19 protein-coding genes are annotated in these 23,156 nt (G+C 68.0%); 9 read left to right on the top strand and 10 right to left on the bottom strand.

Going from position 1 to position 23,156, the window contains the following annotated elements; translation table 11 throughout:
* Window positions 1-27: 27 nt before the first annotated feature.
* The 4 genes from typA to TBIF_RS05125 form a co-directional block, all read right to left on the bottom strand.
* Window positions 28-1,929, bottom strand: coding sequence for a translational GTPase TypA (gene typA, locus TBIF_RS05140; protein ID WP_024793785.1), 1,902 nt, complete (start codon window positions 1,927-1,929; stop codon window positions 28-30).
* Window positions 1,930-2,120: 191 nt separating this feature from the next.
* Window positions 2,121-3,668, bottom strand: a complete 1,548-nt coding sequence (locus TBIF_RS22905) for an ATP-binding cassette domain-containing protein (RefSeq protein ID WP_158506315.1) — start codon at window positions 3,666-3,668, stop codon at window positions 2,121-2,123.
* On the bottom strand, window positions 3,658-5,304 hold the full coding sequence (locus TBIF_RS05130; protein ID WP_024793783.1) for an ABC transporter permease: 1,647 nt from the start codon (window positions 5,302-5,304) through the stop codon (window positions 3,658-3,660). The genes TBIF_RS22905 and TBIF_RS05130 overlap by 11 nt, the downstream gene beginning before the upstream one ends.
* Complete coding sequence (locus tag TBIF_RS05125) at window positions 5,304-6,356, bottom strand: thiamine ABC transporter substrate-binding protein (protein ID WP_038169860.1); 1,053 nt, start codon at window positions 6,354-6,356, stop codon at window positions 5,304-5,306. Before TBIF_RS05125 ends, TBIF_RS05130 begins: the two co-directional genes overlap by 1 nt.
* Before the next feature lie 103 nt (window positions 6,357-6,459).
* Here TBIF_RS05125 and TBIF_RS05120 point away from each other — a divergent pair, with 103 nt between their 5' ends.
* The gene (locus TBIF_RS05120; RefSeq protein ID WP_024793781.1) at window positions 6,460-6,750 is read left to right on the top strand and encodes a 4a-hydroxytetrahydrobiopterin dehydratase; all 291 of its coding nucleotides are present in this window, start codon (window positions 6,460-6,462) and stop codon (window positions 6,748-6,750) included.
* Here the strand turns inward: TBIF_RS05120 and TBIF_RS05115 are convergent.
* Complete coding sequence (locus TBIF_RS05115; RefSeq protein WP_024793780.1) at window positions 6,725-7,990, bottom strand: mannosyltransferase; 1,266 nt, start codon at window positions 7,988-7,990, stop codon at window positions 6,725-6,727. The genes TBIF_RS05120 and TBIF_RS05115 overlap by 26 nt on opposite strands.
* A gap of 370 nt (window positions 7,991-8,360) precedes the next feature.
* On the opposite strand from TBIF_RS05115, the gene TBIF_RS05110 reads away from it, so the two are divergent.
* The 3 genes from TBIF_RS05110 to TBIF_RS05100 all read left to right on the top strand — a co-directional run bounded on the left by TBIF_RS05110 (window position 8,361) and on the right by TBIF_RS05100 (window position 11,613).
* Window positions 8,361-9,155, top strand: coding sequence for an Rv1157c family protein (locus TBIF_RS05110; protein ID WP_038169857.1), 795 nt, complete (start codon window positions 8,361-8,363; stop codon window positions 9,153-9,155).
* A 103-nt stretch (window positions 9,156-9,258) separates the two neighbouring features.
* Window positions 9,259-10,245, top strand: a complete 987-nt coding sequence (locus tag TBIF_RS05105) for a GmrSD restriction endonuclease domain-containing protein (RefSeq protein WP_024793778.1) — start codon at window positions 9,259-9,261, stop codon at window positions 10,243-10,245.
* Between the two features lie 126 nt (window positions 10,246-10,371).
* Entirely contained in the window at window positions 10,372-11,613 is a 1,242-nt protein-coding gene (locus tag TBIF_RS05100; RefSeq protein ID WP_024793777.1) for a fatty acid desaturase family protein, read from the top strand.
* Between the two features lie 56 nt (window positions 11,614-11,669).
* Here the strand turns inward: TBIF_RS05100 and TBIF_RS05095 are convergent, their stop codons facing one another.
* Window positions 11,670-12,167 carry a MarR family winged helix-turn-helix transcriptional regulator gene (locus tag TBIF_RS05095; protein ID WP_024793776.1) on the bottom strand — a complete coding sequence of 166 codons (498 nt, stop codon included), beginning with the start codon at window positions 12,165-12,167 and terminating at the stop codon, window positions 11,670-11,672.
* A 176-nt stretch (window positions 12,168-12,343) separates the two neighbouring features.
* Between TBIF_RS05095 and TBIF_RS05090 the strand changes: the two genes are divergently transcribed.
* Both TBIF_RS05090 and TBIF_RS05085 read left to right on the top strand, forming a co-directional pair.
* The gene (locus tag TBIF_RS05090; RefSeq protein ID WP_024793775.1) at window positions 12,344-13,792 is read left to right on the top strand and encodes an MFS transporter; all 1,449 of its coding nucleotides are present in this window, start codon (window positions 12,344-12,346) and stop codon (window positions 13,790-13,792) included.
* A 57-nt stretch (window positions 13,793-13,849) separates the two neighbouring features.
* Window positions 13,850-16,507 (top strand): multicopper oxidase domain-containing protein, encoded by a 2,658-nt coding sequence (locus tag TBIF_RS05085; RefSeq protein WP_024793774.1) that lies wholly within the window; start codon window positions 13,850-13,852, stop codon window positions 16,505-16,507.
* A 100-nt stretch (window positions 16,508-16,607) separates the two neighbouring features.
* On the opposite strand, the gene TBIF_RS05080 is transcribed toward TBIF_RS05085, so the two are convergent.
* Complete coding sequence (locus tag TBIF_RS05080; protein ID WP_024793773.1) at window positions 16,608-16,964, bottom strand: hypothetical protein; 357 nt, start codon at window positions 16,962-16,964, stop codon at window positions 16,608-16,610.
* A 336-nt stretch (window positions 16,965-17,300) separates the two neighbouring features.
* Between TBIF_RS05080 and TBIF_RS05075 the strand changes: the two genes are divergently transcribed.
* A complete protein-coding gene (locus TBIF_RS05075) occupies window positions 17,301-17,573 on the top strand; it encodes a hypothetical protein (RefSeq protein WP_024793772.1) in 273 nt (90 codons plus the stop codon).
* A 92-nt stretch (window positions 17,574-17,665) separates the two neighbouring features.
* Here the strand turns inward: TBIF_RS05075 and TBIF_RS05070 are convergent, their stop codons facing one another.
* The gene (locus TBIF_RS05070) at window positions 17,666-18,418 is read right to left on the bottom strand and encodes a CPBP family intramembrane glutamic endopeptidase (protein WP_024793771.1); all 753 of its coding nucleotides are present in this window, start codon (window positions 18,416-18,418) and stop codon (window positions 17,666-17,668) included.
* A gap of 254 nt (window positions 18,419-18,672) precedes the next feature.
* Here TBIF_RS05070 and TBIF_RS05065 point away from each other — a divergent pair, with 254 nt between their 5' ends.
* Window positions 18,673-20,370, top strand: coding sequence for a fumarate hydratase (locus tag TBIF_RS05065; RefSeq protein WP_024793770.1), 1,698 nt, complete (start codon window positions 18,673-18,675; stop codon window positions 20,368-20,370).
* Between the two features lie 73 nt (window positions 20,371-20,443).
* On the opposite strand, the gene TBIF_RS05060 is transcribed toward TBIF_RS05065, so the two are convergent.
* Both TBIF_RS05060 and TBIF_RS26580 read right to left on the bottom strand, forming a co-directional pair.
* Window positions 20,444-21,721, bottom strand: a complete 1,278-nt coding sequence (locus TBIF_RS05060) for a glutaminase (protein ID WP_024793769.1) — start codon at window positions 21,719-21,721, stop codon at window positions 20,444-20,446.
* A gap of 4 nt (window positions 21,722-21,725) precedes the next feature.
* Window positions 21,726-22,544, bottom strand: a complete 819-nt coding sequence (locus TBIF_RS26580) for a TetR family transcriptional regulator (RefSeq protein ID WP_024793768.1) — start codon at window positions 22,542-22,544, stop codon at window positions 21,726-21,728.
* Window positions 22,545-22,604: 60 nt separating this feature from the next.
* Here TBIF_RS26580 and TBIF_RS26575 point away from each other — a divergent pair, with 60 nt between their 5' ends.
* Window positions 22,605-23,150, top strand: coding sequence for a quercetin 2,3-dioxygenase (locus TBIF_RS26575; RefSeq protein ID WP_084611544.1), 546 nt, complete (start codon window positions 22,605-22,607; stop codon window positions 23,148-23,150).
* Window positions 23,151-23,156 lie beyond the last annotated feature (6 nt).

Genomic DNA, 23,156 nt, shown 5'->3' with positions numbered 1-23,156 from the left:
CGCGAGTGTGTCGCCTAAGGCAGGCCGCTAGACCGACGCCTGGTCCCGCGACTTGCTGCGCGAGCGCTCGCGTGCGCGCTCGTTCGCGTTCAGGTGGAGCTTACGCACGCGGGTGATCTCGGGGGTCACCTCGACGCACTCGTCGACGGCACAGAACTCCATGGCCGCCTCGAGGTCCAGCTCGATGGGCTTGGCCAGGGTCTCCGTGGTGTCAGAGCTGGCGGCGCGCATGTTGGTGAGCTTCTTCTCGCGGGTGACGTTGATGTCGAGGTCCTCGGAGCGCGGGTTGATGCCCACGACCATGCCCTCGTACGAGTCGGCGCCGGGGTTGACGAAGAAGGTGCCGCGGTCCGAGAGCTGGATCATCGCATACGGGGTGACCGAGCCGGAGCGGTCCGAGACGAGCGAGCCAGTGTGGCGGGCGCGGATCTCCCCGGCCCACGGCTCGTAGCCGGCGAACACCGCGTTGGCGATGCCGGTGCCGCGCGTGGTCGTCAGGAACTCATTACGGAAGCCGATCAGGCCGCGCGACGGGACGTGGAACTCGAGGCGGACCCAGCCGTGGCCGTTGTTGGTCATCTCGACCATGCGGCCCTTGCGGCCGGCGAGCAGCTGGGTGATCGCGCCGAGGTACTCCTCGGGGCTGTCGACGGTCAGGTCCTCGTAGGGCTCGTGGGTCTTGCCGTCGACCTTGCGCAGAACCACCTGCGGCTTGCCGACGGTCAGCTCGAAGCCCTCGCGGCGCATCTGCTCGACGAGGATGGCCAGTGCCAGCTCGCCACGGCCCTGGACCTCCCACGCGTCGGGGCGGCCGATGTCGAGGACCCGGAGCGAGACGTTGCCGACGAGCTCGGCGTCCAGGCGGGCCTTGATCATGCGGGCGGTCAGCTTATGGCCCGAGACACGGCCGGCCAGCGGCGACGTGTTGGTGCCGATGGTCACCGAGATGGCGGGCTCGTCGATGTCGATGCGGGGCAGCGCCACCGGGTTCTCAAGGTCGGCGAGGGTGTCGCCAATCATGATCTCGGGGATGCCGGCCACGGCGCAGATGTCGCCGGCGATGGCCGATTCCGCGGGCTCGCGGGAGACGCCAACCGTGCGGAGCAGCTCGGTGATCTTGACCTGCTTAACACCGTCCTCGTGCATCCAGGCGACCTGCTGGCCCTTGTGCAGCTCGCCCGCGTAGATGCGGACAAGCGCCAGGCGGCCGAGGAAGGCGGAGGCGTCGAGGTTGACGACGTGGGCTTGCAGGGGGGCCTCGGAGTTGGAGATGGGCGCGGGCACCTTGTCCAGGAGAACCTCGAACAGGTCGTCCAGGTTCTCGCGGTCGGGAGCCTGGCCGTTCTCGGGGCGGTTCCAGGAGGCCTTGCCCTCACGCCCGGAGGCGTAGAGGACCGGGAGGTCCAGGACCAGCTCGGCGGCGGCCGCGGCCTCCTCGGGCAGGTCCGAGGCGAGGTCCAGCAGGAGGTCGTGGCTCTCCTCGACGACCTCGGCGATGCGGGCGTCCGGGCGGTCCGTCTTGTTGACGACCAGGATCACGGGCAGCATGGCGGAAAGCGCCTTGCGCAGCACGAAGCGGGTCTGGGGCAGCGGGCCCTCGGACGCGTCGACCAGCAGCACGACGGCCTCGACCATCGACAACGCGCGCTCGACCTCGCCGCCGAAGTCGGCGTGGCCGGGGGTGTCGATGACGTTGATGACGGTCATGGAGCCGTCCTCGTGCATCTTGTGGACTGCGGTGTTCTTCGCGAGAATCGTGATGCCCTTCTCGCGCTCGAGGTCACCGGAGTCCATCACCCGGTCTATTGGCTCCGCACGCTCCGCGAAGGCACCCGACTGACGCAGCAGTGCGTCGACGAGGGTGGTCTTGCCATGGTCGACGTGGGCGACAATGGCGACGTTACGGAAATCGATGCGGGGCGTGGTCACGCGGGGCGTACTCCTGGCTGGATACTGCGGCCGGCGCTGCCGTGTTCGACGGCGACGGACGTGCATGGTGGTCAACGATCGGGTTGCCGAACGCTGCGGCCGCGGCATTCACACGATCGGAGCACCCGTCTAAGAATGTTCAGATTCGCACGCAAAATACACGCAGCCTGTACTAGGCTACTCGCTCGCGCCTATTTTTCCCCATCTGTGTGCGGCAGGTCTCCCCCATCGCAGTCAGCGCCGGGCCGCGACCGTTCCAGCAGCGCCACAAGTTGCGGCTCCCAAGCCCGGTCGTTGGCGACCAGGATCGCGTCGCGCAGGCCCTGGGCGTCGACCCACTCCAGCGCCGCGTGCTCGCGCGCCGTCGGCTCCCCGCCCCGGTCCCCCGCACCGGCGCCGCCCACGATCTGGGCTTCATATGCCCGCAGCACCATGCCGCCCGGCAGCGGCACCTCCGCCCCAACCCGGGAACCCACCTCGGCCCGGACCCCGAGCTCCTCGCGAAGTTCCCGTGCCAAGCCGCGCTGCGGCGTCTCCCCCGGCTCCAGCTTGCCGCCGGGCAGTTCCCATTGCCCGGCCAGCTCCGGCGGGTACCGGCGCTGGGCCAACAGCAGCCGCCCGCCCCGGAGGATGGCCGCCGCGGCCACCTCACGGGGCTCGAGCACTGCGACCTGTCCAGAGATGAGCGCGATTCTGACGCGGTCCCCCACCACGAGGTCCGCGCCTGCCTCCGCGATGGCCGCGATCGCCGCCACGCCGGCCCGCCCTGAGTCTGGCGCAGAGTCAGGCCGCACCAGCAGCCGGACCTCGGCGGGCAGCTCGGTCACCGACACCACCTCGGCCGTCCCGTCTGGGTCCTTGTGGGCCAGCACCGATTCCGGCCGTAGTCCCAGCCGCACGGGCCCGTCGGGACGCGCCAGGGGCAGCGTGCCGAGCTCGCACTCCGCCAGCCCTGCTCGCACTCGCCCGGGCAGCACCACCGGGTAGCCCAGGAAGGCGGCCACGCGCTCGTCCCGCGGGTGCCGCCACAGCTCGCGCGCCGTGGCCGTCTGCGCGATCTGCCCGTCCTGCATCACGGCGATCCGATCCGCCAGCGCCGCGGCCTCGCCATGGTCATGGGTCACCAACAGCGCCGGAGTGCCCGTCACCCGCAGCACATGGGCGATGTCCACGGTGAGCCGATCCCGCAGTTCCCGGTCCAGGGCCGACAGCGGCTCATCGAGTAGCAACAGCCGGGGCCGCGGGGCCAGGGCCCGGGCCAGCGCGACACGCTGAGCCTGCCCGCCGGAGAGCTCCCGCACCCGCCGCTCCCCGAAGCCCTCCAGCCCCACCAGGACCAGCAGCTCCTCGATCCGCTCCATCCGGGCGGCCCGGGCTGCCCTGCCGCGAGCGAGGCCCGGGCCGGGCAGCCCATACCCGATATTCCCCGCCACGGTCCGGTGCGGGAACAGCTGGCCGTCCTGGAACACGAGGCCGAACTCCCGGCGGTGTGTGGGCACCCGCGCCAAGTCCGCGCCGTCGAACAGCACGCGGCCGGCGGCGAGCGGCTCCAGGCCCGCGACCGCGCGCAGCAGCGTGGACTTGCCACAGCCCGAGGGGCCCAGCAGCGCCAGCACCTGATTGCCTGGCCCACCCACCGCCAGGGTCACCTCGTCCACCGCCCGGGTCTGCCCGTAATCGACGCTGGCGGCCTTGACCGTCAACACGCCGCCCACCGCGACGGTCCTTTCAGAACTCACCGATATCTCCCAACCGCACAGTCTCAATGATCACCACGACGGCCGCCGTGACCAGTGCCAGCAGCACAGAGCACGCCAGGGCCGCGGTCAGGTTGTCCGCGCCCGGGCGGCCGATCAGCTTCCCGATCAACACCGGCAGCGTGGGGTTGTTGGGGCGGGCCAGGAACGAGGTGGCCCCGAACTCCCCGAGCGCCACCACGAACGCGAAGCCCGCCGACGCGGCCAGCGAGCGCGCGATCAACGGCAGGTCCACCGACCACCAGACCCGCAGCGGCGCAGCGCCCAGCACCCCGGCCGCCTGACGCAGCCGCTGGTCGATGGCCTGCAACGCGGGCAGCAGGGTCCGCACCACCAGCGGAAACGCGACCAGCGCCTGCGCGAACGCGATCAGCATCGGCGAGCTGCGGAGATCACCGGGCAGCGAACCCATCGTGATCAGCAGTCCGAAGCCGACGGTGACAGCGCTGACGCCCAGCGGCAGCATCATGAACGCGTCTGCGACGCCCGCCGCCCGCCCCCGTGCTCGGCTCAACGCCACCGCCGCGAGCAGCCCCAACACGAGGGCGATGGCCGCCGCGTCGCTGGCCGTGCGCAGCGAGGTGAGCGCGGCATCGACCGGTCGCACCCCCTCGATCGTCGTGCCCAGCAGCCGATAGGCGGCCAGGGTCCAGCGCCCGTCGACGCGCACCGACTTGAGCGCCATCACCATGGGCGGGGTGAGCAGCAGCGCGGCGATCAGCGCGAGCACGGCGCCCACCGGCAGCCACTGCCAACCACTGGGGCGCACCGCCGTCACCGCAGCCGGGCTGAGCGTCATCGAGTGTTGGCGGCGACGCCGGGCCACTGCGCCCACGGCCAGGGCCGCGGCAACCGCCAGCATCTGCAGGATGGAGAGAGCGGCCGCCATCCGCAGGTCGAACACCTGCACAGTTTGGAGGTAGATCTCGGTCTCCAGAGTCCGGTACCTGGTGCCGCCCAGCACCAGGACCACGCCAAAGCTGGTGGCGCAGAACAGGAACACCACAGCCGCCGCGGAAGCGATCGCCGGCGCCAGGGCGGGCAGCGTCACCGTCGCGAACGCGCGGGCCCGGCCGGCCCCCAGGGTCCGGGCCGCCTGCTCGGCCCGCGGATCCAGGTGCGCCCAGACGCCGCCGACGGTGCGGGCGACCACCGCGACGTTAAAGAACGCGTGCGCCAGCAGGATCGCCCACACGGTCCCGTCGAGCCCGGTCCAGGCGAACGGGCCGCCCTCGGCCAGGAGCAGGCGGAACGCCACCCCCACCACCACCGTCGGCAGTACGAACGGAACCGTCACCCCCACCCGCAGCAGGGTGCGCCCGGGGATCTCGACGCGGGCCAACAACCAGGCGATCGGCATGCCGACGGCCAGGGTCAGCGCCGTCGAGGCCGCCGCCTGTCCCAGGGTGAAAGCGACCAGCGAGCCCACCTCGGGGCTCCACCACAGGGCCAGGGTCCCCAGCGGGTCGAAGGCGCCGCTCTTATCTAGCAGTCCGCGCCGCAGGATGGCGAGCACCGGCCACGCGAAGAATACGAGCATGAACAGAATCGGCAGCGCGCCGAGCAGCAGTGGCCCCCTGGCCCGGGCAGGACTAGAGATTCGGCTGGTCCTGGGCATCAGCCTTGGACGAGAGTGCGCCACTCTGCGATCCACTCATCGCGATGTTCGCCGATCACGCTCGGCGCCAGGGTGAGCGGTGCCTCCGGCTTGGCCGCGTACCGCGCGAACGCGTCGGGCAACGGCGTGTCCCGCTGCACGGGGAACACATACATCTGGCCGGGCAGGTCCGCCTGGACCGCGGGGCTCAGCAGGAAGTCGATCAGCTTCTGCGCGCCTTCGGGGTTGGCCGCGCCGGTCAGCACCCCCGCATACTCAATCTGCCGAAAGCACGTGTCCGGCAACGCCTTCGTGGGCGGCGCGGAGCCATCGGCGCCCACCTCCGCCGGCGGCGACGACGCGTAGGACACGACAATCGGCCGGCTGCCCGCGCCAGCCGAACCGGAGAATTCGACGTTGTAGGCCTGCGTCCAGCCATCGGTGACCTGGACCCCGTTGTCCGCCAGCGCCTTCCAGTACTGCTGCCAGCCGTCGCCATCCGCGGCGATCGTGGCCAGCAGGAACGCCAGGCCGGGCGAGGACGTCGCGGGGCTCTCCACCACCGTCAGGTCCTTGTACTCGGGCTTGATGAGGTCAGTGATCGTCGCCGGCTCAGCAAGCTGGCGCTCCGTGAAGTAGCGGGTGTCGATGTTCAGGCACACGTCGCCGTAGTCGACGGCCGTGAGCGCGGACGAGCCCGGATAGGCGTAGTCCGCCGACCCCCCGGCCGCGGCCGGGGAGGTGTAGTCCGCGAACACGCCCTCCTCGATGGCCCGCGACGCGAAGGCGTTGTCCACGCCGAACGCGACATCCCCCAACGGGTTTTCCTTCGTCAGCGCCAACTGGCTGGTGAGTGCTCCGGCGTCGCCGCTGCCGCGCACCTCGACGGTGAGTCCCGTCTGCTCGGTGAACTGCGCCAACACCTCGTCGGAGAGTGCGAAGGAGTCATGGGTGACCAGGATGACGTCCGCCTTCGCGTCTCCGCCCCCCGCGCCCGCCGAGCAGGACGAGAGCGCCAAGCCCGCCGCGACCATCATCGCAATTCCCGCGAAACCCAACTGCACCTTCGACATGTGTGTCTTCCTCTCGAGGACCACTGCTGGCCGCAGCGCCCTGCAAACCCTATCCCGTTGGGCAATGCGTGCCGAAAGGCCGATCCGATGGCACCATGGAGGCATGTCGGAACTCATGGGCGTCGCGGACATCACCACCGCGCTGATGGATCTCGACGGCTGGCAGCTGACCGAGTCTGGCCTGCGCCGGACCATCGAGTCGGCATCGTTCCCCGCAGCGATCGTGCTGGTGCAGCGGGTGGCACAGGCCGCCGAGCACCTGGACCACCATCCAGATATCGATATCCGGTGGCGGAAGGTCACCTACAACTGCACCACGCACTCCGCAGGCGGCGTCACCGAGCTCGATGTGCTGCTAGCGCGGGAGATCAACCGGCTTGCGGCTCCGCGTTAGCCTGGCCCCCACGCGGCGCGGCGACAGCCTCGGGCCCGGCCGGCAAAGACGAACGGCGGCGACCTGTCAGCGCGACCCACACGAGCGTGCTCAACGTGAGCAGGGCATTGACCGTGCCCAGCCAGGCCAGGTAGGCCGGTCGGCTGAACTCCAGCGGATCCGGCTGCACCCGGAAGAGCACCGTCGAGACGCCCACGAACATCGACAGGGCCCACAGCCCGCACAGGATCTTGGTACCGAGCTTCGACCACAGTGGTCCGTGGACCAGCCAGATCAGTAGCGGCACCACCCACACCCAGTGGTGCTCCCAGGAGATCGGCGACGCGAGCAGGCCGAAGAACTGCACGATGAGAAGCTGGCCCAGCCGGTCCTCGGCGTCGATCGCCCGCCACGCAAGCACACACAACACCGCCGCCACGAGCATTGCGACGGCGAAGACAGCGGTGGAGCCCACGTCGTGGCCTGCGAGCCGGCTCAGCGCACCGCGCAGCGACTGATTGTTCACCGAGCCGATAGGTCCGACCCGCGCGGTGTCGCCCAGCAGGTCGGTGAAGTAGCTGCGTGCCTGATCCCCGATCAGCGCCCAGCCCAAAAGTACCGTCGCGCCGAAGGCCAGCGCCGAGGAGATCACCACACGCCACTGCCCGCGCGCCAGGAAGTACATTCCGGTGATCGCGGGGGTCAGTTTGATGCCCGCGGTAAGGCCCACCAGGAGCCCCGAGACCCACCAGCGTGTGCTCTTGACGGCCCACATCAGCGCCAACACCAGGAACATGTTGACCTGGCCGAAATCCAGGGTGGCCCGCACGGGCTCCATCCACATGGCCACGCCAGTCCACAGTGCCGCGGCGACACGCAGCTCCGGCCCGGTGGCCGCTGTGCCCCACAGGAGCTGCTGCGAGAGCCGGACGACGCCGTACAGCGCCGCGATCGTCAGGAGCTGCCACACGATCACGACGAGGGTGAAAGGCAGCCAATGCAGGGGGTAGAAGACGAAGGCGGCGAACGGCGGATAGGTGAAGGGCAGCGGGAAGTCGGCCGAGGCGCCGTCGTAGGCGAAGCTATATAGCCCGCCCCCGGACAGTGACGCCGAGCCGTCCACATAGACATGCAGGTCGATCAGGTCGAAACCATTGGGCAAGACCAGCTCGAGGACCATTCGCACAGCCACCGATATCCCCAGCAGAGTCCAGAACAGTGCTGCATGGCGTAGCAAAATTCCACGCAGTCGCTCTGACATCATGCGTAAACTCCCGCTCGCACATTCCCGCTCACACTTACCGGGATGCCCCAGCTTTGACCGGCAAAGGATAGCAGTCAGCCGTAAAAGTCTCAGCAGTCACTTCAGCACCACAGGCCCCTCGCGTATACATTTGTAACATTTGCATCACCACCCCTGGTCAAAGTCACCCGCCCAGGTAGGGTCAGCGCCACAGTGCTGTGACATTGTGAGGTCAATAGGTGCAGTTGCGGCGCGCCGCGATTGGCGAGTTGGCCACCCGTTCACGTAACTTAACCAACTGGCCGTGCGACTACATGTATGCCTGGCACGTGCACAACCGACCAGAACGGATTAACCGGTGCTTAGTTTCCGAGGATCACGCAAGCCCATGATGGCCCTGGCGCTCGCCTCCGCAGCCGCCATTATTCTGCCTGCCACCGCCGCGGCCGACGAGTCGCCCGCCCCGGTTCCCGCCGTCAGCGAGGATTTCCTCGCCGGCATCCTGAACGGTGACGCACAGTTGCCCTCCAATGAGGAACTCGCTGCAATGCAGTCGTTCCTGCCCGCCATCATCGGCGCCATCGCGAGCCAGGCGCAGGTGCCGGCCGCTGGCACGAACAATGACCTGCTGGCCCAGGCCAAGCAGATGCTCCAGGACTCCAGCCTGTCCGAGGAGATGAAGGGCACGCTCGATCGTGTCATCACCTTCCTCGATGGCAGCGGCGGCGGCGGACCCGATATCCCCGAGTCTGGCGCTGTTCCCATCCAGCAGTTCCTCTACCCCACCATCGGCAAGGGCTGCATCGGCGGCGATCAGGACTCCGTCGGCATGGCGCTGATGGTCTCCGGCCCCACCGAGGCGCCAGCCCCCGGCGTCCCCGGCGGCCAGGCAGGGTACGTCTTCACCGCGCTGGGCACCAACCCCGCTCAGCCCAACCCGGCCGAGCAGCTCATGGTCTCGTGGATCAACCTCGACACCGGCGCGCAGGGCACACAGGCCATGACGAACGAGGCGGGGATGAACGCGGCCGAAGGCCCCACCACGCTCAGCACCATCGCCAACACCGGCTCTGGCCGCATCGTCTCCACGATGTACGGCTCGATTGTCAGCCAGGGCGATGACGGCGCAGCGCCGATCAGCTGCACCATCCTGCCGACCGTCGGCCTTGGCGTAGTCCACTAGCGAAGCAGGCATTGCCGTAACCCAGAATTCTCTCTCGTCGCGCCCCTCTGCCATCGGCCGAGGGGCGCGCCGCCGTCTAGTGGTCCTTGCTCGCACCCTCCCCGTGGTGCTCCTGGCTGCCAGCCTCGGCGCAGCGTGCTCCACACCCGAACCCACCAGCACCGCCACCGCCCACACCACGTCCGGCGCCACCGCCATCGTCTCCGAGGCCCCGCCGTCGGCGAGCCCTCCCGCGGCCGCGGCGGAGAGCCCCGCAGCACCGCCGACCGATGCGCCACCCACCGTCGAGCCTGCGCCCGCGGCATCAGCGGCGGCCGCCCTCGCCCAGCTCTCGACACTGGCGGTCAAGGGCCGCGCACCCAAAACCGGGTACAGCCGCGACCTGTTCGGCTCGGCCTGGACGGACGCCGTCTCCGTCGAGGGTGGCCGCAACGGCTGCGATACTCGTAACGACATCCTGCGCCGGGATCTGACCGAGCTGACCTTCAAGCCGGGCTCGCGTGACTGCGCCGTGCTCACGGGCGTGCTGGCGGATCCGTACACCGGGACCACCATCGCCTTCCAGCGCGGCGCCGCCACCTCGTCGGAGGTGCAGATCGACCATGTGGTGGCGCTGTCGGACGCATGGCAGAAGGGCGCCCAGCAGCTCGACGCCGCCACCCGCCAGGACTTCGCGAATGATCCCCGCAACCTGCAGGCGACCCAGGGCCGGGCGAATCAGCAGAAGGGCGACGGCGACGCCGCCACCTGGCTGCCCCCGAACAACGCCTACCGGTGCACCTACGTGGCGCGGCAGGTGGAGGTGAAGTCGGCGTATGGGCTGTGGGTGACCGCCGCCGAGCGAGATGCCATCGAGCGTGTCCTGCTCAGTTGCGGGCCACCCGCTCCCGCTCCTTTGGCACCCGCCGAGCCGAGCCCCGCCCCGGCTGCGGCGCCAGAGACCAGGACGGCGCCGCTACCCGCCAATCCCGACCTTTACTACGCCAATTGCGCGGCCGCCCGCGCCGCCGGCGTCACGCCGCTTCATGTGGGCGAGCCTGGCTATCGCCCGCAGATGGACGGGGATAAAGATGGGATCGCCTGCGAATAGACTGGTCAACGCCATAGCGGCTGCGATTTCGGCGAATTGTGACAGAGGCCCGAGCTGACGTCAAGTGGCGTAGATCACTTCTAAAACACCAACCTACCGGACCGTAACTTACGGTATCGTAGGGCTATGGCAATTTCGGACGTGCAGGAATACACCCACCTGACCGCAGAGGACATCGAGGCCCTGGGCCGCGAATTCGACGCGATCCGCCGGGACATCGAGAACTCTCGCGGCGAGCGCGACGCGCGCTATATCCGCAACACGATCCGCGCCCAGCGGGCCCTCGAGCTTGCCGCCCGCGCCACCCTTGTCGCCAGCAACAAGCGGACCGCGTGGTGGCTCGGCACCGGCATGTTGGGCGTCGCCAAGATCATCGAGAACATGGAGATCGGCCACAACGTCATGCACGGCCAGTGGGACTGGATGAACGATCCGGAGATCCACTCCACCAACTGGGAGTGGGACATCGTCGGCACCGCCGACAACTGGAAGCAGACCCACAACTACATGCACCACAAGTACACCAACGTGCTGGGCATGGACGGCGATGTCGGCTATGGACTCCTGCGGGTGACGCGCGACCAGCGCTGGAAGCCCTTCTACCTCGGCAACATCGCCTACAACGCTATTCTCCAGGCGCTGTTCGAGTGGGGCGTCGCTATTCAGGACCTGGAGCTGGGCAAGGCCGCCCAGGGCCGGCTGGCCGACGGTGAGCTGCGCGCCAAGTCCAAGCCGGCACTGCGCAAGATGGGCAAGCAGATCCTCAAGGACTACGTGATGTATCCGGCGCTGACGGGCCCGCGGTGGAAGACCACGCTGACCGCGAACCTGACGGCCAACGTCATCCGCAATGTCTGGACCAATGCCATCATCTTCTGCGGCCACTTCCCCGACGGCGCGGAGAAGTTCACGAAGTCTGATGTCGACAGCGAGACTCAGGCCGAGTGGTACCTGCGCCAGATGCTCGGCAGCGCCAACATCTCCGGCGGCAAGGCCATGCACTTCATGAGCGGCAACCTCAGCTACCAGATTGAGCACCACCTGTTTCCGGACCTGCCGAGCAACCGCTACGGCGAGATCGCGGTGCGGGTGCGCGAGCTCGCCGAAAAGTACGACCTGCCGTACACCACCGGCCCCATGCTGGTCCAGTACGGGCAGACGTGGCGCACCATCGCCAAGATGTCGCTGCCGAACAAGTATCTCAAGGACAGCCGGGACAACGCGCCCGAGACCCGCTCGGAGGCCATGTTCGTCGACACCACGACCACCATCGATCCCGCCACCGGCCGCCGCCAGGGCCTGGCCACCGCGCTGCGCAACTCGAAGCGCTCGATCCTGTCCCGCCGCCGCGTGAAGGTCGCCGCCTGACTGCAGGTGCTCAAATGGCCCCGGGCCCGCACACAGCGGGCCCGGGGCCATTTGCACTACGAGTCCCCCGGCCGGGGCCAGCGCTGCCCCTCGAGGTGCTCGATGCCACCGTTGAACTCCCGCAGCAATTGTCGGAGTTGCCCCACCCGCTCGTCTGGCCAATCACGCACCACCTTGCGCACACCGTCGCAACTGATCTCCCGGTCGGCGCGCAGGCGCTCCAGACCGAGCCGCGTCGGCCGGACCTTCCTCGCCACTCCGCCGTCCGGGTCTTTGACGCGCTCCACGAGGCTCTTGCGCTCTAGCATCCCCACCTGACGGTTGATCGTGGAGACGTCCACCCTGCAGGCGACGGCAAGCTCTTTCAGGCTCATCGCGTCCGCCAGCTCGAGCCGCCCGAGCAGAATGTAGGCCGAACGGTCCATCTCCTGAAGTCGCCCGCGCTGCAAGGAGTGCCGGGAGAGCAGGATCAGCTCGTATTCCAGGCTGGACACGTCGCGCTCGTCGTCGCGCCCGTCCCCCGGCCGCCGAGGGATCAACTCCTGGCTCTCCACACGTCCCACCTTCCGATCGATGCCCCGCCGTCCGGCACAACTCGCTGCGCCAGGCCCTTGTGCATGATGCACAAGGGGATGTGTAACGTGCTAATCCTACGTGTGACCCGCCCCCTCACCCACTCGGATGCGAGACGGCGGGCACACCCAACGCCAGGAAGGACGCTGGGAAGACCGTGACCTTCACCCGACGTCTGGGCCCGGCGCTCGCGCAGCCGGCGCACGTGTCCGCGCGCCGGCCCGCACTCCTCATCGCAGTGCTCTGCTTGTCCGGCATCATGGCCGCGCTGGTGCAGACGATCATCATCCCGCTGATCCCCCTGCTGCCCACGATCTTGAGCACAACGCCGTCCGACGCCGCCTGGGCCGTGACCGCGACCTTGCTCGCCGGCGCGGCGATCATGCCGATCGCGGGCCGGCTCGGCGACATGTACGGCAAGCGGCGCATCCTCGTGATCAGCCTGGCGGCCCTGGCCATCGGCTCCGCCGTCTGCGCGGCCAGCAGCACCCTGGTCCCGATGACAACGGGCCGAGCCCTGCAGGGCCTGGCAATGGGCATCATCCCGATTGGCATCAGCATCATGCGAGACGAGTTGCCAGCCGAGCGGTTCACCGCGGCGATCGCCGTCATGAGCGCGACGCTCGGTGTCGGCGGCGCCGTGGGCCTGCCGGTCTCCGCCATCATCTCCGAGTACGCCGACTGGCATGTGGTGTTCATCGTCGTCGCGGCGCTCGCGTTGGCCACGCTGGCGTGCGTCCTAGCCGTCGTCCCGGAGTCTGCCGTGCGCAGCGGGGGCCGATTCGACTATGTGGGCGCGCTGGGGCTGGCGCTGGCCCTCCTGGCGCTGCTGGTGCCCATCACCAAGAGCGGTCAATGGGGGTGGGCCAGCCCGCTCACTATCGCCCTGCTTGTCGCCTCGCTCGCGCTGTTCCTGGGCTGGGGTTGGTATCAGATGCGCGCCCGGAACCCCCTGGTCAATCTGCGGATCAGCGCCCGCCCACAGGTGCTGTTCACCAACCTCGCCTCCATCGCCGTCGGCTTCGGCATGTTCGGCATGGCGCTGATCCCCCCACAGGTGATGATGGCGCCCACCGACACCGGATATGGGTTAGGCCTGACGATGACTCAGACCGGCCTTCTGCTCGCGCCGGGCGGCCTGATCATGCTGATGTGCTCGCCGATCTCCGCGCGCCTGATCGACCGCTTGGGCGCCCGCATCACGCTGGTCGCCGGCTCCACCGTCATCGGCCTCGGCTACGCCGTCGTGATGGCCGTGCCCATGTCGATCCTGCAGATCACCGCAGCGAATCTCATCGTCAGCACCGGTATCGGCATCTCGTACGCCTCGATGCCATCGCTCATCATGGGCGCAGTGCCGAACGCGGAGACGGCCGCCGCCAACAGCCTGAACTCGCTGATGCGGGCTATCGGCACCTCCACCTCGTCGGCGGTCACCAGTGCGGTGCTCGCGGGCATGACGGTCACCGTCGGTGTCCTCGAGTTCCCCACGATCGGCGCGTTCCGGGCGGCCGCGGCGATCTCGCTCGTAGCGTCGTTCGCCGCCATCGCATTCACCCTCTGCGTGCCGCGACGTCCCAGCCGCGCCTACCAGCCTGTGAATTAACCGAACTTCTCTGCGGCGCTGACGGCGGGTGGGCCGCTGCGCTATAACATGACTGCTGTGCAGCCAAAACCCACGAGGCGCCCACCCACCTGGCATCAGCGTGCAGGCAAGCCCGTCCGAGTCTGGTTCGGGCTGATCATCCTGGCCGGAATCTTCCATCGATACCTGCCGGACTCCCGCTGGCTCCTGGTGCACCTGTTCACCCTGGGCGCGGTGACGAACTCGGTCGTGGTGTGGTCCCAGCACTTCACCGAGGGCTTCCTCGGCTCGCCCCTGCCAGAGAGCCGCCGACGCACGCAGTTGATCCGGATCTATGTGCTGAACCTTGGCATCGTGGCTGCCATCGTCGGAGTGCTCGCCGATTGGTGGCACGTCACCGTCTCCGGCTCCGTGATCATCGGTGCGGCGGTCGCGTGGCATGGTGTCGGGCTGCTCCAGCAGATCAGCGCGGCCAAAGGCGGCTGGAATCGCGCCGGGGTGTGGTTCTACGTGGGATCGGCCTTCCTACTCCCCGTTGGGGCGGGTTTCGGCGCCGCTCTCGCCTACGGGTTCACCGACACCACACAGGCGGGGTTCCTGCTCGCGCATCAGGCGATGAACCTGCTCGGCTTTCTGGGCCTAGCCGCGGCGGGCACCCTTCTAATCGTGTATCCGCGGCTGCTCCGGGCGGAGGTCCCCGGCCGGGGCCGCGCACTGCCGGCACTGGGCATCCTGCTGGCAGGCATCGCCGCGGCGACGGCCGGCGCCCTGCTCGACTCCCCCAACACCGCCGCCGCGGGGGTGGGCGCCTACCTGGCGGGCTGGCTACTCGTGGCCCTGCCAATGATGAGACTGGCCCTGCGGGATCTGCCCCAGCACCTGCCGCGCGGGTACGCCGCGATGTCCGTCACCGCCGCACTGCTCTGGCTCCTCGGCTCCCTCACCGCCCTCACGACAGTCCTGGCCACCGGCCCGCTTCTCCCTGAGCGCCTTGCCCCCCTGACGGTCCCCTTCATCGTGGGCTTCGCCGCCCAGCTGCTGCTGGGCATAATGACCCAACTCCTGCCGAACCTGATGGGGGGCCAAGCCGCGGTCATCGCGGTGGGCGTGCGCGAGATGGACCGCTGGGCCACCTGGCGCATCGTCGTCATCAACGGCGGCCTCCTGATGTGGCTGCTGCCTCTGCCGAGTTGGACCCGCGTCGGCGTCTCCGCCCTCGTCATGGTCGCATTTGTGGCATTTCTGCCGATCATGATCCGCAGCGCCCGCGCCACCCTGGCGGCGCGCAGGGCGGCCGTTGCCCCGAAACCCACGGGCCCGGCGTCAATGTCCACGCCCATCCCGACACCGATGATGGCCGCTCCCGCCGATCCAGCGCCCGCCCGCCGGTCCCCAGCACTCCAGGCCACCGCCGCCCTCGCCTGCCTGGCCCTCGTCGCAGCCCTGGGCACCGCGATCAGCGCGCCTGCCCCACTAGATGCTGCCAACGGTGCGGTCGCCACCGGCGAGACCACCCAGGTCGACGTCGTCGCGAAAGACATGCGGTTCATGCCCGCCGAGATCGAGGTGCCCGTGGGCAACAGACTCGTCATCAACGTGACCAATGCGGACGACCAGGTCCACGACCTGGTCCTCGAGACCGGCCAGAGCACCGGGCGGCTCGGACCGGGCCAGTCCCGGCAGCTCGATGCCGGGGTGATCGGCCGCGATGTCGATGGCTGGTGCTCCATCGTGGGCCACCGCCAGCAAGGCATGGTCTTCCAGGTCCGTGCGGAAGGGCAGGACCCGGCCAACTCGGCTGCCGCACCGGGGCCCCACCACAGCGCGACCGGGGCGGACAGCATCAACAGCCACGCCGTCACGACCGCGCTAAACTCGGCGCCCGCCCCGGAGTTCCAGGCCCGCGACGCCGCGCTGGCCCCGGCGCCGGGCGGCACGACGCACCAGTACACCTTTGACATCACCGAGGTGCCGGGCGAGTTCGCGCCTGGCCTTGAACAGGTCCTGTGGACCTATAACGGGGCGGCAGGGGGCCCCACTTTGCGCGGCGAGCTCGGCGACGTCTTCGAGGTGACCCTCGTGAACAACGGCACCATGGGCCATTCGATCGATTTCCACGCGGGCATGGTCAACCCAGACACCAACATGCGCACCATCAACCCCGGCGAATCCCTGGTCTACACGTTCCGCGCCGAGCACACCGGCATCTGGCTCTACCACTGCTCGACCAAGCCCATGTCCGTGCACATCGCCGCGGGGATGTTCGGCGCGGTGATCATCGACCCGCCCGGCCTGGCACCCGTCGACGCCGAGTACCTGCTCCAGCAGTCCGAGGCTTACCTAGGCCCGCAGCGCGGCGAGATCGACGCGGACAAGGTGGCAGCCAAGACTCCCGACCTGGTGATGTTCAACGGCTACGCGAACCAGTACCTCTACCGGCCGCTCACCGCGAAGGTGGGCGATCGGATCCGGATCTGGCTCCTCGATGTCGGCCCGAACTTGACGACGTCCTTCCACGTGGTGGGCGCCCAGTTCGACACTGTCTACAAGGAGGGCGCCTACCTGCTGCGGCCCGATAATGCGCTGCACGGTGCCAGCCAGGCTCTCGACCTCACCCCGGCCCAAGGCGGCTTCGTCGAGCTGGAGTTCACCGAGCCTGGATCGTATTCCTTTGTCTCCCACATCATGTCGGATGCGGAGAAGGGTGCCGCCGGCAAGATCGTCGTCACGGAGTAGGCGCGACCCGCAGACGATGCCGGCGCCGCCTGGAACTCCAGGCGGCGCCGGTGCGTCGTACAGGTCTCCTCGCCCGCACTGGCGGACGAGGGAGCGGGGGCTAGGTCCAGAGCACCGCGATGACCACATTGGTAATCGCCAAAGTGCCCGCTGCGCGCACGAGGTTGGGTACCGGCTCGTCGCGCTTCTGACGTGCCCGGGCGATCTCGGCCAGCGCCACCACCGCTAGCGCGATGACCAGCTTCACGGCGATCTTCGCCATGAGGGGGTCCTTGCCCAGGCTGTCGATGCTCTCGGCCATGCCGACGACGATGATGCCGGCCAGGAGCACGATCCGCGCGCCCCAGACCATCGTCTCGGTCACCCTGGGCGCCTTGATCGTCGTGAGGTATGCCCCGACGACTGCAGCCATACCAAGCAGGTGGACAAGCACCACTACGTTGTATAAGAAGTCCATGGCCGCCACCCTATCGACTACCGGGCTGATAGGCGCCACGCATCCACCAATCTCGCCCGCCCCCGGAAAGCGCCGCTCCGCCTCGCCCCGTGCGCCCTGCCCCGCGCACGCCGCGTTATGATACACACGTTCTGCTCGGAACGTGCCAATCCTCACAGCCGAAAAAATGGCTGGGAGAGCGCTACCGCTGAGTGGCGCACACCCGGGGCTCTCACGAATTCATCTACTTGCTATATCCACTAGGTATATGAACTTAGGGAAGCCTAAGCTAGGCTCTGCGACGACGGCGTCACGCCATCGTCTTTCATACGCGATTTCAGAGAAAAAGGAACCACCATGGACATCACCCAGATGATCGCCCTCCTCGAGACCATCGTCGGCTTCAGCGACTTCTTCAGCGGCTCCGCCGACATCATGAGCGGTTCGGGTGACATGGCCGACGGCACCGCCAACTTGGTTGCCGCGCTCGGCGAGAATGGTGCCCTTAACGAGATTGTCGCGAGCTTCCTGTCCGGCAGCCTGGGCGGCCCCGCCGCCGAGGGCTCGGGCAGCCTGGGCAGCCTCGCCGAGGTCGGCAGCGCCGCCCTCGGTTCCGCCACTGGTTCCTAGTCAGTAGCCCCGCACGTAGGACGTCCACCGCAATCGTGGTGGGCGTCCTACGTTCTCGAGCACCCGAACCTTGGTTGCCGAAGCCCTGTCGGTCAGCCCATCGAGGCGTGCCATACCAGTGCGGCGGCCAGCGCCCCCGCGCCGTTAAGCGACCAGTGCAGCGCGATCGGGGCCAGCAGGCTCTGGCTGCGCCGGCGCAGCCACGTGAACACCAGCCCGGCGGCCGTAGTGGCCAGCACGGCGCCGGCGATCCCGACAATCTGGCCGAGCAGTCCACCGCCGAACACCTCAAGCAAACCCTTGTTGCCCTGGGTCAGCCCCAGCGACGAGCTGATGTGCCACAGGCCGAAGAACAGGGACCCGGCCGCCAGCGCGCCGCGCATGCCCGTCGCCCGGCTGAGCGCGCCGTCGAGCACCCCACGGAATGCCAACTCCTCCGGGATCACGGTCTGCAGCGGGATGATAATCATTGCCGCGATGAGGGCGCCGGAGAGCGTCGCGTAGCGGTCCGCCAGGAAGAAGCCGCGGGTGATCGGCAACAGCGCGCCAATCGCCACCACTGTCAGCACCACACCCACGGCGGCCAACGAGTACAGCGTCCCCTTGCGCCAATGCCGGGGCGATAGGCCCAGCTCAGACCACGCCAGGCCACGGGCCTTCATGAGTCCGAGCAGCAGTGCGGCGGCGATGGGCACGCTCGCGATGGAGGCCCACACCGTGGTGAAATGCGCGATGAGGTTGGTGGCCACAAGCACCACCACGACCACTGAGACGTCGATCCACGCATTCGATCGCCACGAGTGCACCCCCACCGGCGCTAAGCCGTCCACAGTCGGAGCCGTCATCCGCGCACATCCCTCCCCGCCAACGCGGCAGCGCGGGGTGCCGCGAACGCCAAAGCTGACCACATGCATTTCACTGTACTGCCGTCCATCTCTGAACGCCACGTTCGAGGACAGTTGCTTAGGGGACTCTCAGGTCGCCGAATCGACGTCCTCTGCGGTGTGATCGCCAGGCCCTCGGCGCACCGGCGCACTGGCCGAATTCGTGCCGGTCTAACCTTGATGTGTCGTACGCACACCCCTGTTCAGGAGAGAAAATGGCTGACTTCCTCTATGAGGACTTGCTTCCGATCGGTGCAGACGCCACCGAGTACCGGCTGCTCACCACGGAGGGGGTGTCCACCGTCGAGGGCCCGGATGGGCGGGAGTTCTTGTCCGTCGCCCCCGAGGCGATGCGGCTGCTGACCGAAACTGCGCTGCATGACATCTCGCACTACTTGCGCGCGGACCACCTCACGCAGCTCGCGAAGATCCTCGAGGACCCCGAGGCGTCGAACAACGACAAGTTCGTTGCGCTGGACCTACTCAAGAATGCGAACATCGCGGCGGCCGGCGTGCTGCCGATGTGCCAGGACACCGGCACCGCGATCGTGATGGGCAAGCGTGGACAGCATGTGCTCACCGAGGGCGACGACGAGCAGGTCATCTCCCGCGGCGTGTACGACGCGTTCACCAAGCTGAACCTGCGCTACTCGCAGAACGCCCCCATCACCATGTGGGAGGAGAAGAACACTGGCTCCAACCTGCCGGCGCAGATCGAGCTGTACTCCGACACGGCCAAGGGCCACGAGGACGCGTACAAGTTCCTGTTCATGGCCAAGGGCGGCGGCAGCGCCAACAAGTCCTACCTGTTCCAGGAGACCAAGGCCATCCTGAACCCGGACTCGATGATGCAGTTCCTCGAGGCCAAGATCCGCGCCATCGGCACCGCGGCCTGCCCGCCGTACCACCTGGCGATCGTCGTCGGCGGCACATCCGCCGAGTTCGCGCTCAAGACGGCGAAGTACGCGTCGGCGCACTACCTCGACGAGCTGCCCACCGAGGGCGCGATCACCGGCCGCGGGTTCCGCGACCTGGAGCTGGAGCAGAAAGTCTTCGAGCTCACCCAGAAGATCGGCATCGGCGCGCAGTTCGGCGGCAAGTACTTCTGCCACGACGTGCGTGTGGTGCGCCTGCCCCGCCACGGGGCGTCGCTGCCAGTCGCGATCGCGGTGTCCTGCTCCGCGGACCGCCAGGCCAAGGCCAAGATCACCAAGGACGGCGTTTTCCTGGAGCAGCTCGAGTTCAACCCCGGCCGCTTCCTGCCCGAGGTCACCGACGCGCAGCTCGACGCGGACACCGACGGTGTCTCCTCAACGGGCAAGAACGCCGCAGTACAGATCGACCTCACCCGGCCGATGCCGGAGATCCTCGCCGAGCTGTCCAAGCACACCATCAGCACCCGGCTGTCCCTGACCGGCCCGCTCGTCGTCGCCCGCGACATCGCGCACGCCAAGATCAAGGAGCTCCTCGACGGCGGCGGCGAGATGCCGCAGTATCTCAAGGACCACCCCGTCTACTACGCCGGTCCAGCGAAGACGCCCGACGGCATGGCGTCGGGCTCCTTCGGCCCCACCACCGCCGGCCGGATGGACGCCTATGTGGACCAGTTCCAGGCTGCGGGGGGCTCGATGGTGATGCTCGCCAAGGGCAACCGCTCCAAGCAGGTCACCGACGCGTGCAACACGCACGGCGGGTTCTACCTCGGCTCGATCGGCGGCCCCGCGGCCCGCCTGGCGCTCGACTGCATCAAGCACGTCGAGGTCATCGAGTACGAGGAGCTCGGCATGGAGGCGGTGTGGAAGATCGACGTGGAGAACTTCCCCGCGTTCATCATCGTCGACGACAAGGGCAATGACTTCTTCGCGCATAGCGAGGAGGTCACCTTGACCATCGGCAAGCGCCCCGGCCTGTAGCCCCCGCCACGCCTCCGGTGAGCGCACCTATTCGCGTCGATCGATCCGAATAGGTGCGCTCACCGGTCTGCGCCTACACCTTGTTGCCCAACGCCTCCGTGACAGTGCGGGTCAGTCGCAGCGGGCCACCATCCGGTGTGATGCTCAAAATCTCCTCGGGATCGACAATCGTCACGATGTGTCCGTCGGCAATGATCCGTTGGGCGACCTCCCGCAGCATGGCGCCCGCGACGCGGTTGACGGAGAACACGTATGTGACGTCGAAGACCACGTGCGGTGCGAGGTGCGTGTCCTCGGCCAGGGTGCGGACGACGCGCTCCGCGCCAGCGAACCGGATCGCCCCTTGCAGGGAGAACACGTCCGCCAGCCCGCCGTCGGCCATCCGGACCTCCCGCTCCGCGCGGATCACCCCGCGCGCCGGCGGCGCCACCTCCATGAGGTGCAGTCCCATCTGATCGGAGAAACGCTCGAAGGCCCGGACCCCACGGACGCTGTTCCCGTGCCCGTCTAGGCGCGGCGAGAACGTCGCCAGGCCCGACTGCCCGGGCAGCACCCCCAGGATGCCGCCGGAGACCCCGCTCTTGGCCGGGATGCCGACAGTCGAGAGCCAGTCCCCTGCCGAGTCATACATCCCGCACGTGGTCATGACGCTGAGGACCTGGCGCACAATGCGAGGGCTGATCACGTGCTCCCCCGTCACGGGCGAGACGCCCCCGTTGGCCAGCGTCGCCGCCATCACCGCGAGGTCGCGGGTGGTCACCAGAACCGAGCACTGGCGGGTGTAACCGCGGACCACATCGAGAGGCTCGAACACGAGGTTGTCATAGCTGCGCAGCATGTTCGCCAGTGCCCGGTTGCGGTAGGCGGTGCCCACCTCCGACTCAAAGGCGGCCTCGTCGATCGTCAACTCGCGGCCGGCGAAGGCGGAGAGCCCGGACACGATGCGCTCGACCCGCGCTTGGACGTCGCCGTCGGGCTCGATCAACGCGTGCGTGGCCAACGCGCCGGCGTTGATCATGGGATTCAGCGGCCTGCCGGTGCTCCCCTCAAGCGAAAGCTCGTTGTAGGGGTCGCCGGAAGGCTCCACATCGATCTTGTCGAGGACCGCGTCGAATCCCCTGTCCTGCAACGCAAGCGCGTAGACGAAGGGCTTCGAGATGGATTGGATGGTGAACTCAGTGTCGCTGTCGCCGGTGCAGTAGACGGCGCCGTCCACGGTGGACAGGGCCACGCCGAATCTGTTGGGGTCCGCGCGCGCCAGCTCGGGGATGTAGGTGGCGAGGGCGCCGGAGTCGTCCTCGGCGCAGCTGCTGAGCACATCGGCCAGGTAGTCGGGAATCAACGGTCGCATGGGACTACTGTGCCCCGTCCGCCCGAAAGGTCTTGCCCCGGCGCGCCAATTCCTCGCCCAGAATACGAATAGCCTTGGGCCCCACGCCGTGCAGCGCCAGCAACTCCGCGCTCGTGTGCCTGGTGACGCCGTCGAGAGTGGTCACCCCGATCGCCCCGAGAGCCCGCGTCGCCGGAGCCCCGATCTTGGGCAGACCCTGCGCCTCGCTCGTTCCGCTCACGATGCCTCCGCCCGCGAGCGCGTGATGAAGCATCGCCATTGCCGACCACTGCATGAGCTCCGCGGCCTCCGCCCGACTCAGACCCGCAATATCGGTCAGCCAGACGAGCGCTTCGATGCCCACAGCACTACGAATCGCGACCGCGAGCCGATGGACCTCGGTTGCAGTGAACTCGCCCAACAGCGGCGAGAGCGCATCCTCGAACCACCCGATCGCCCGGCCCTTGCGGAGCGGCAGATCAGCGGGCCCGGCATCCGGATCCAGCGAGAGCCGAAGCATTGTTCGCTGCTGATTCTCGGTCTCGGCGATCAATCGCGTGAACGCGTCGACGGCCGACCTCAGCCGCGTCTCGGGATCGTCGGACGCGTCTGGGCCCAGGAGGGAGGTGGTGTCCGTCTCTGGGTGCGCGGCCAGGAGCAGCGCCTTCTGATTGGGAAAATAGCGGTAGGCAGTCGTGCGGGAGATCGCCGCCGCTGCGGCAGCCTCCTCAACCGTCGGCGATGCCCCTCCCCTTGCCACCAATTCCCGGGCCACGGCGATGAGGTGGTTTCGAGTCCGCAACTTCTGCTGGGTGCGTCCAGATCGCTCATAAGGCGTTGACATGCCACTTACGGTACCTTAGTATCATGATGGTACTCAAGTAACATAATTGACAAGGTCATCATGACTACATTGACCAGCACAGTGCGAGACTGCGACGAGGGTGAGCGCCGCTGGTTTAGCGGCGGCGGGGTACACACCTGGAAGGCCACCGAGAGCGACACCGGCGGTGCGTTCCTACTATTCGAGGACGCCCTCGACCAAGGCAAGGCAACTCCACTGCATCAGCACCCCCATGCAGAAGAGACCTTCTACATGCTCGAGGGCGAGATACTGCTTGCGCTGGATGGACAACAACGCACCCTGCATGCAGGCGGGAGCGCGGTTATACCCCGCGGCGTGCCGCACGCGTTCCTGGTCACCTCGCGCAGGGCAAGGATGTTGTGTCTTCAGACCCCCGGCGGCGGGGAGTCGTTCTACCGAATCGCGAGCACGCCGGCAGTCGACGGCCAACCCCCGCCACCCGTCGATTTCGACAGGGTCCGCCAAGCGGCGGCAGCGACCGGCACAATCGTAATCCTGGGGCCGCCACCATTCTCCGCGAGTGAATCGCCCGGCCCCAGAGCGCGCCACCACAAACTTGCGATTGCTCATTACAGGCCTGACTAGATGGGA

The sequence above is a fragment of the Tomitella biformata AHU 1821 genome (assembly GCF_000524475.1).
Taxonomy (GTDB): Bacteria; Actinomycetota; Actinomycetes; order Mycobacteriales; family Mycobacteriaceae; genus Tomitella; species Tomitella biformata.
This window is presented reverse-complemented; position numbering and strand designations above follow the sequence as displayed.

Bases quoted from the DNA above. Each gene is read 5' to 3' on its own strand.
- TBIF_RS05080 (WP_024793773.1), bottom strand. From the start codon at position 16,964: ATGGACTTCTTATACAACGTAGTGGTGCTTGTCCACCTGCTTGGTATG.
- TBIF_RS26575 (WP_084611544.1), top strand. From the start codon at position 22,605: ATGACTACATTGACCAGCACAGTGCGAGACTGCGACGAGGGTGAGCGC.
- TBIF_RS05100 (WP_024793777.1), top strand. From the start codon at position 10,372: ATGGCAATTTCGGACGTGCAGGAATACACCCACCTGACCGCAGAGGAC.
- TBIF_RS05070 (WP_024793771.1), bottom strand. From the start codon at position 18,418: ATGACGGCTCCGACTGTGGACGGCTTAGCGCCGGTGGGGGTGCACTCG.
- TBIF_RS05125 (WP_038169860.1), bottom strand. From the start codon at position 6,356: ATGTCGAAGGTGCAGTTGGGTTTCGCGGGAATTGCGATGATGGTCGCG.
- TBIF_RS05115 (WP_024793780.1), bottom strand. From the start codon at position 7,990: ATGTCAGAGCGACTGCGTGGAATTTTGCTACGCCATGCAGCACTGTTC.
- TBIF_RS26580 (WP_024793768.1), bottom strand. From the start codon at position 22,544: ATGTCAACGCCTTATGAGCGATCTGGACGCACCCAGCAGAAGTTGCGG.
- TBIF_RS05065 (WP_024793770.1), top strand. From the start codon at position 18,673: ATGGCTGACTTCCTCTATGAGGACTTGCTTCCGATCGGTGCAGACGCC.
- TBIF_RS05075 (WP_024793772.1), top strand. From the start codon at position 17,301: ATGGACATCACCCAGATGATCGCCCTCCTCGAGACCATCGTCGGCTTC.
- TBIF_RS05120 (WP_024793781.1), top strand. From the start codon at position 6,460: ATGTCGGAACTCATGGGCGTCGCGGACATCACCACCGCGCTGATGGAT.
- TBIF_RS05110 (WP_038169857.1), top strand. From the start codon at position 8,361: ATGATGGCCCTGGCGCTCGCCTCCGCAGCCGCCATTATTCTGCCTGCC.
- TBIF_RS05060 (WP_024793769.1), bottom strand. From the start codon at position 21,721: ATGCGACCGTTGATTCCCGACTACCTGGCCGATGTGCTCAGCAGCTGC.
- TBIF_RS05130 (WP_024793783.1), bottom strand. From the start codon at position 5,304: ATGCCCAGGACCAGCCGAATCTCTAGTCCTGCCCGGGCCAGGGGGCCA.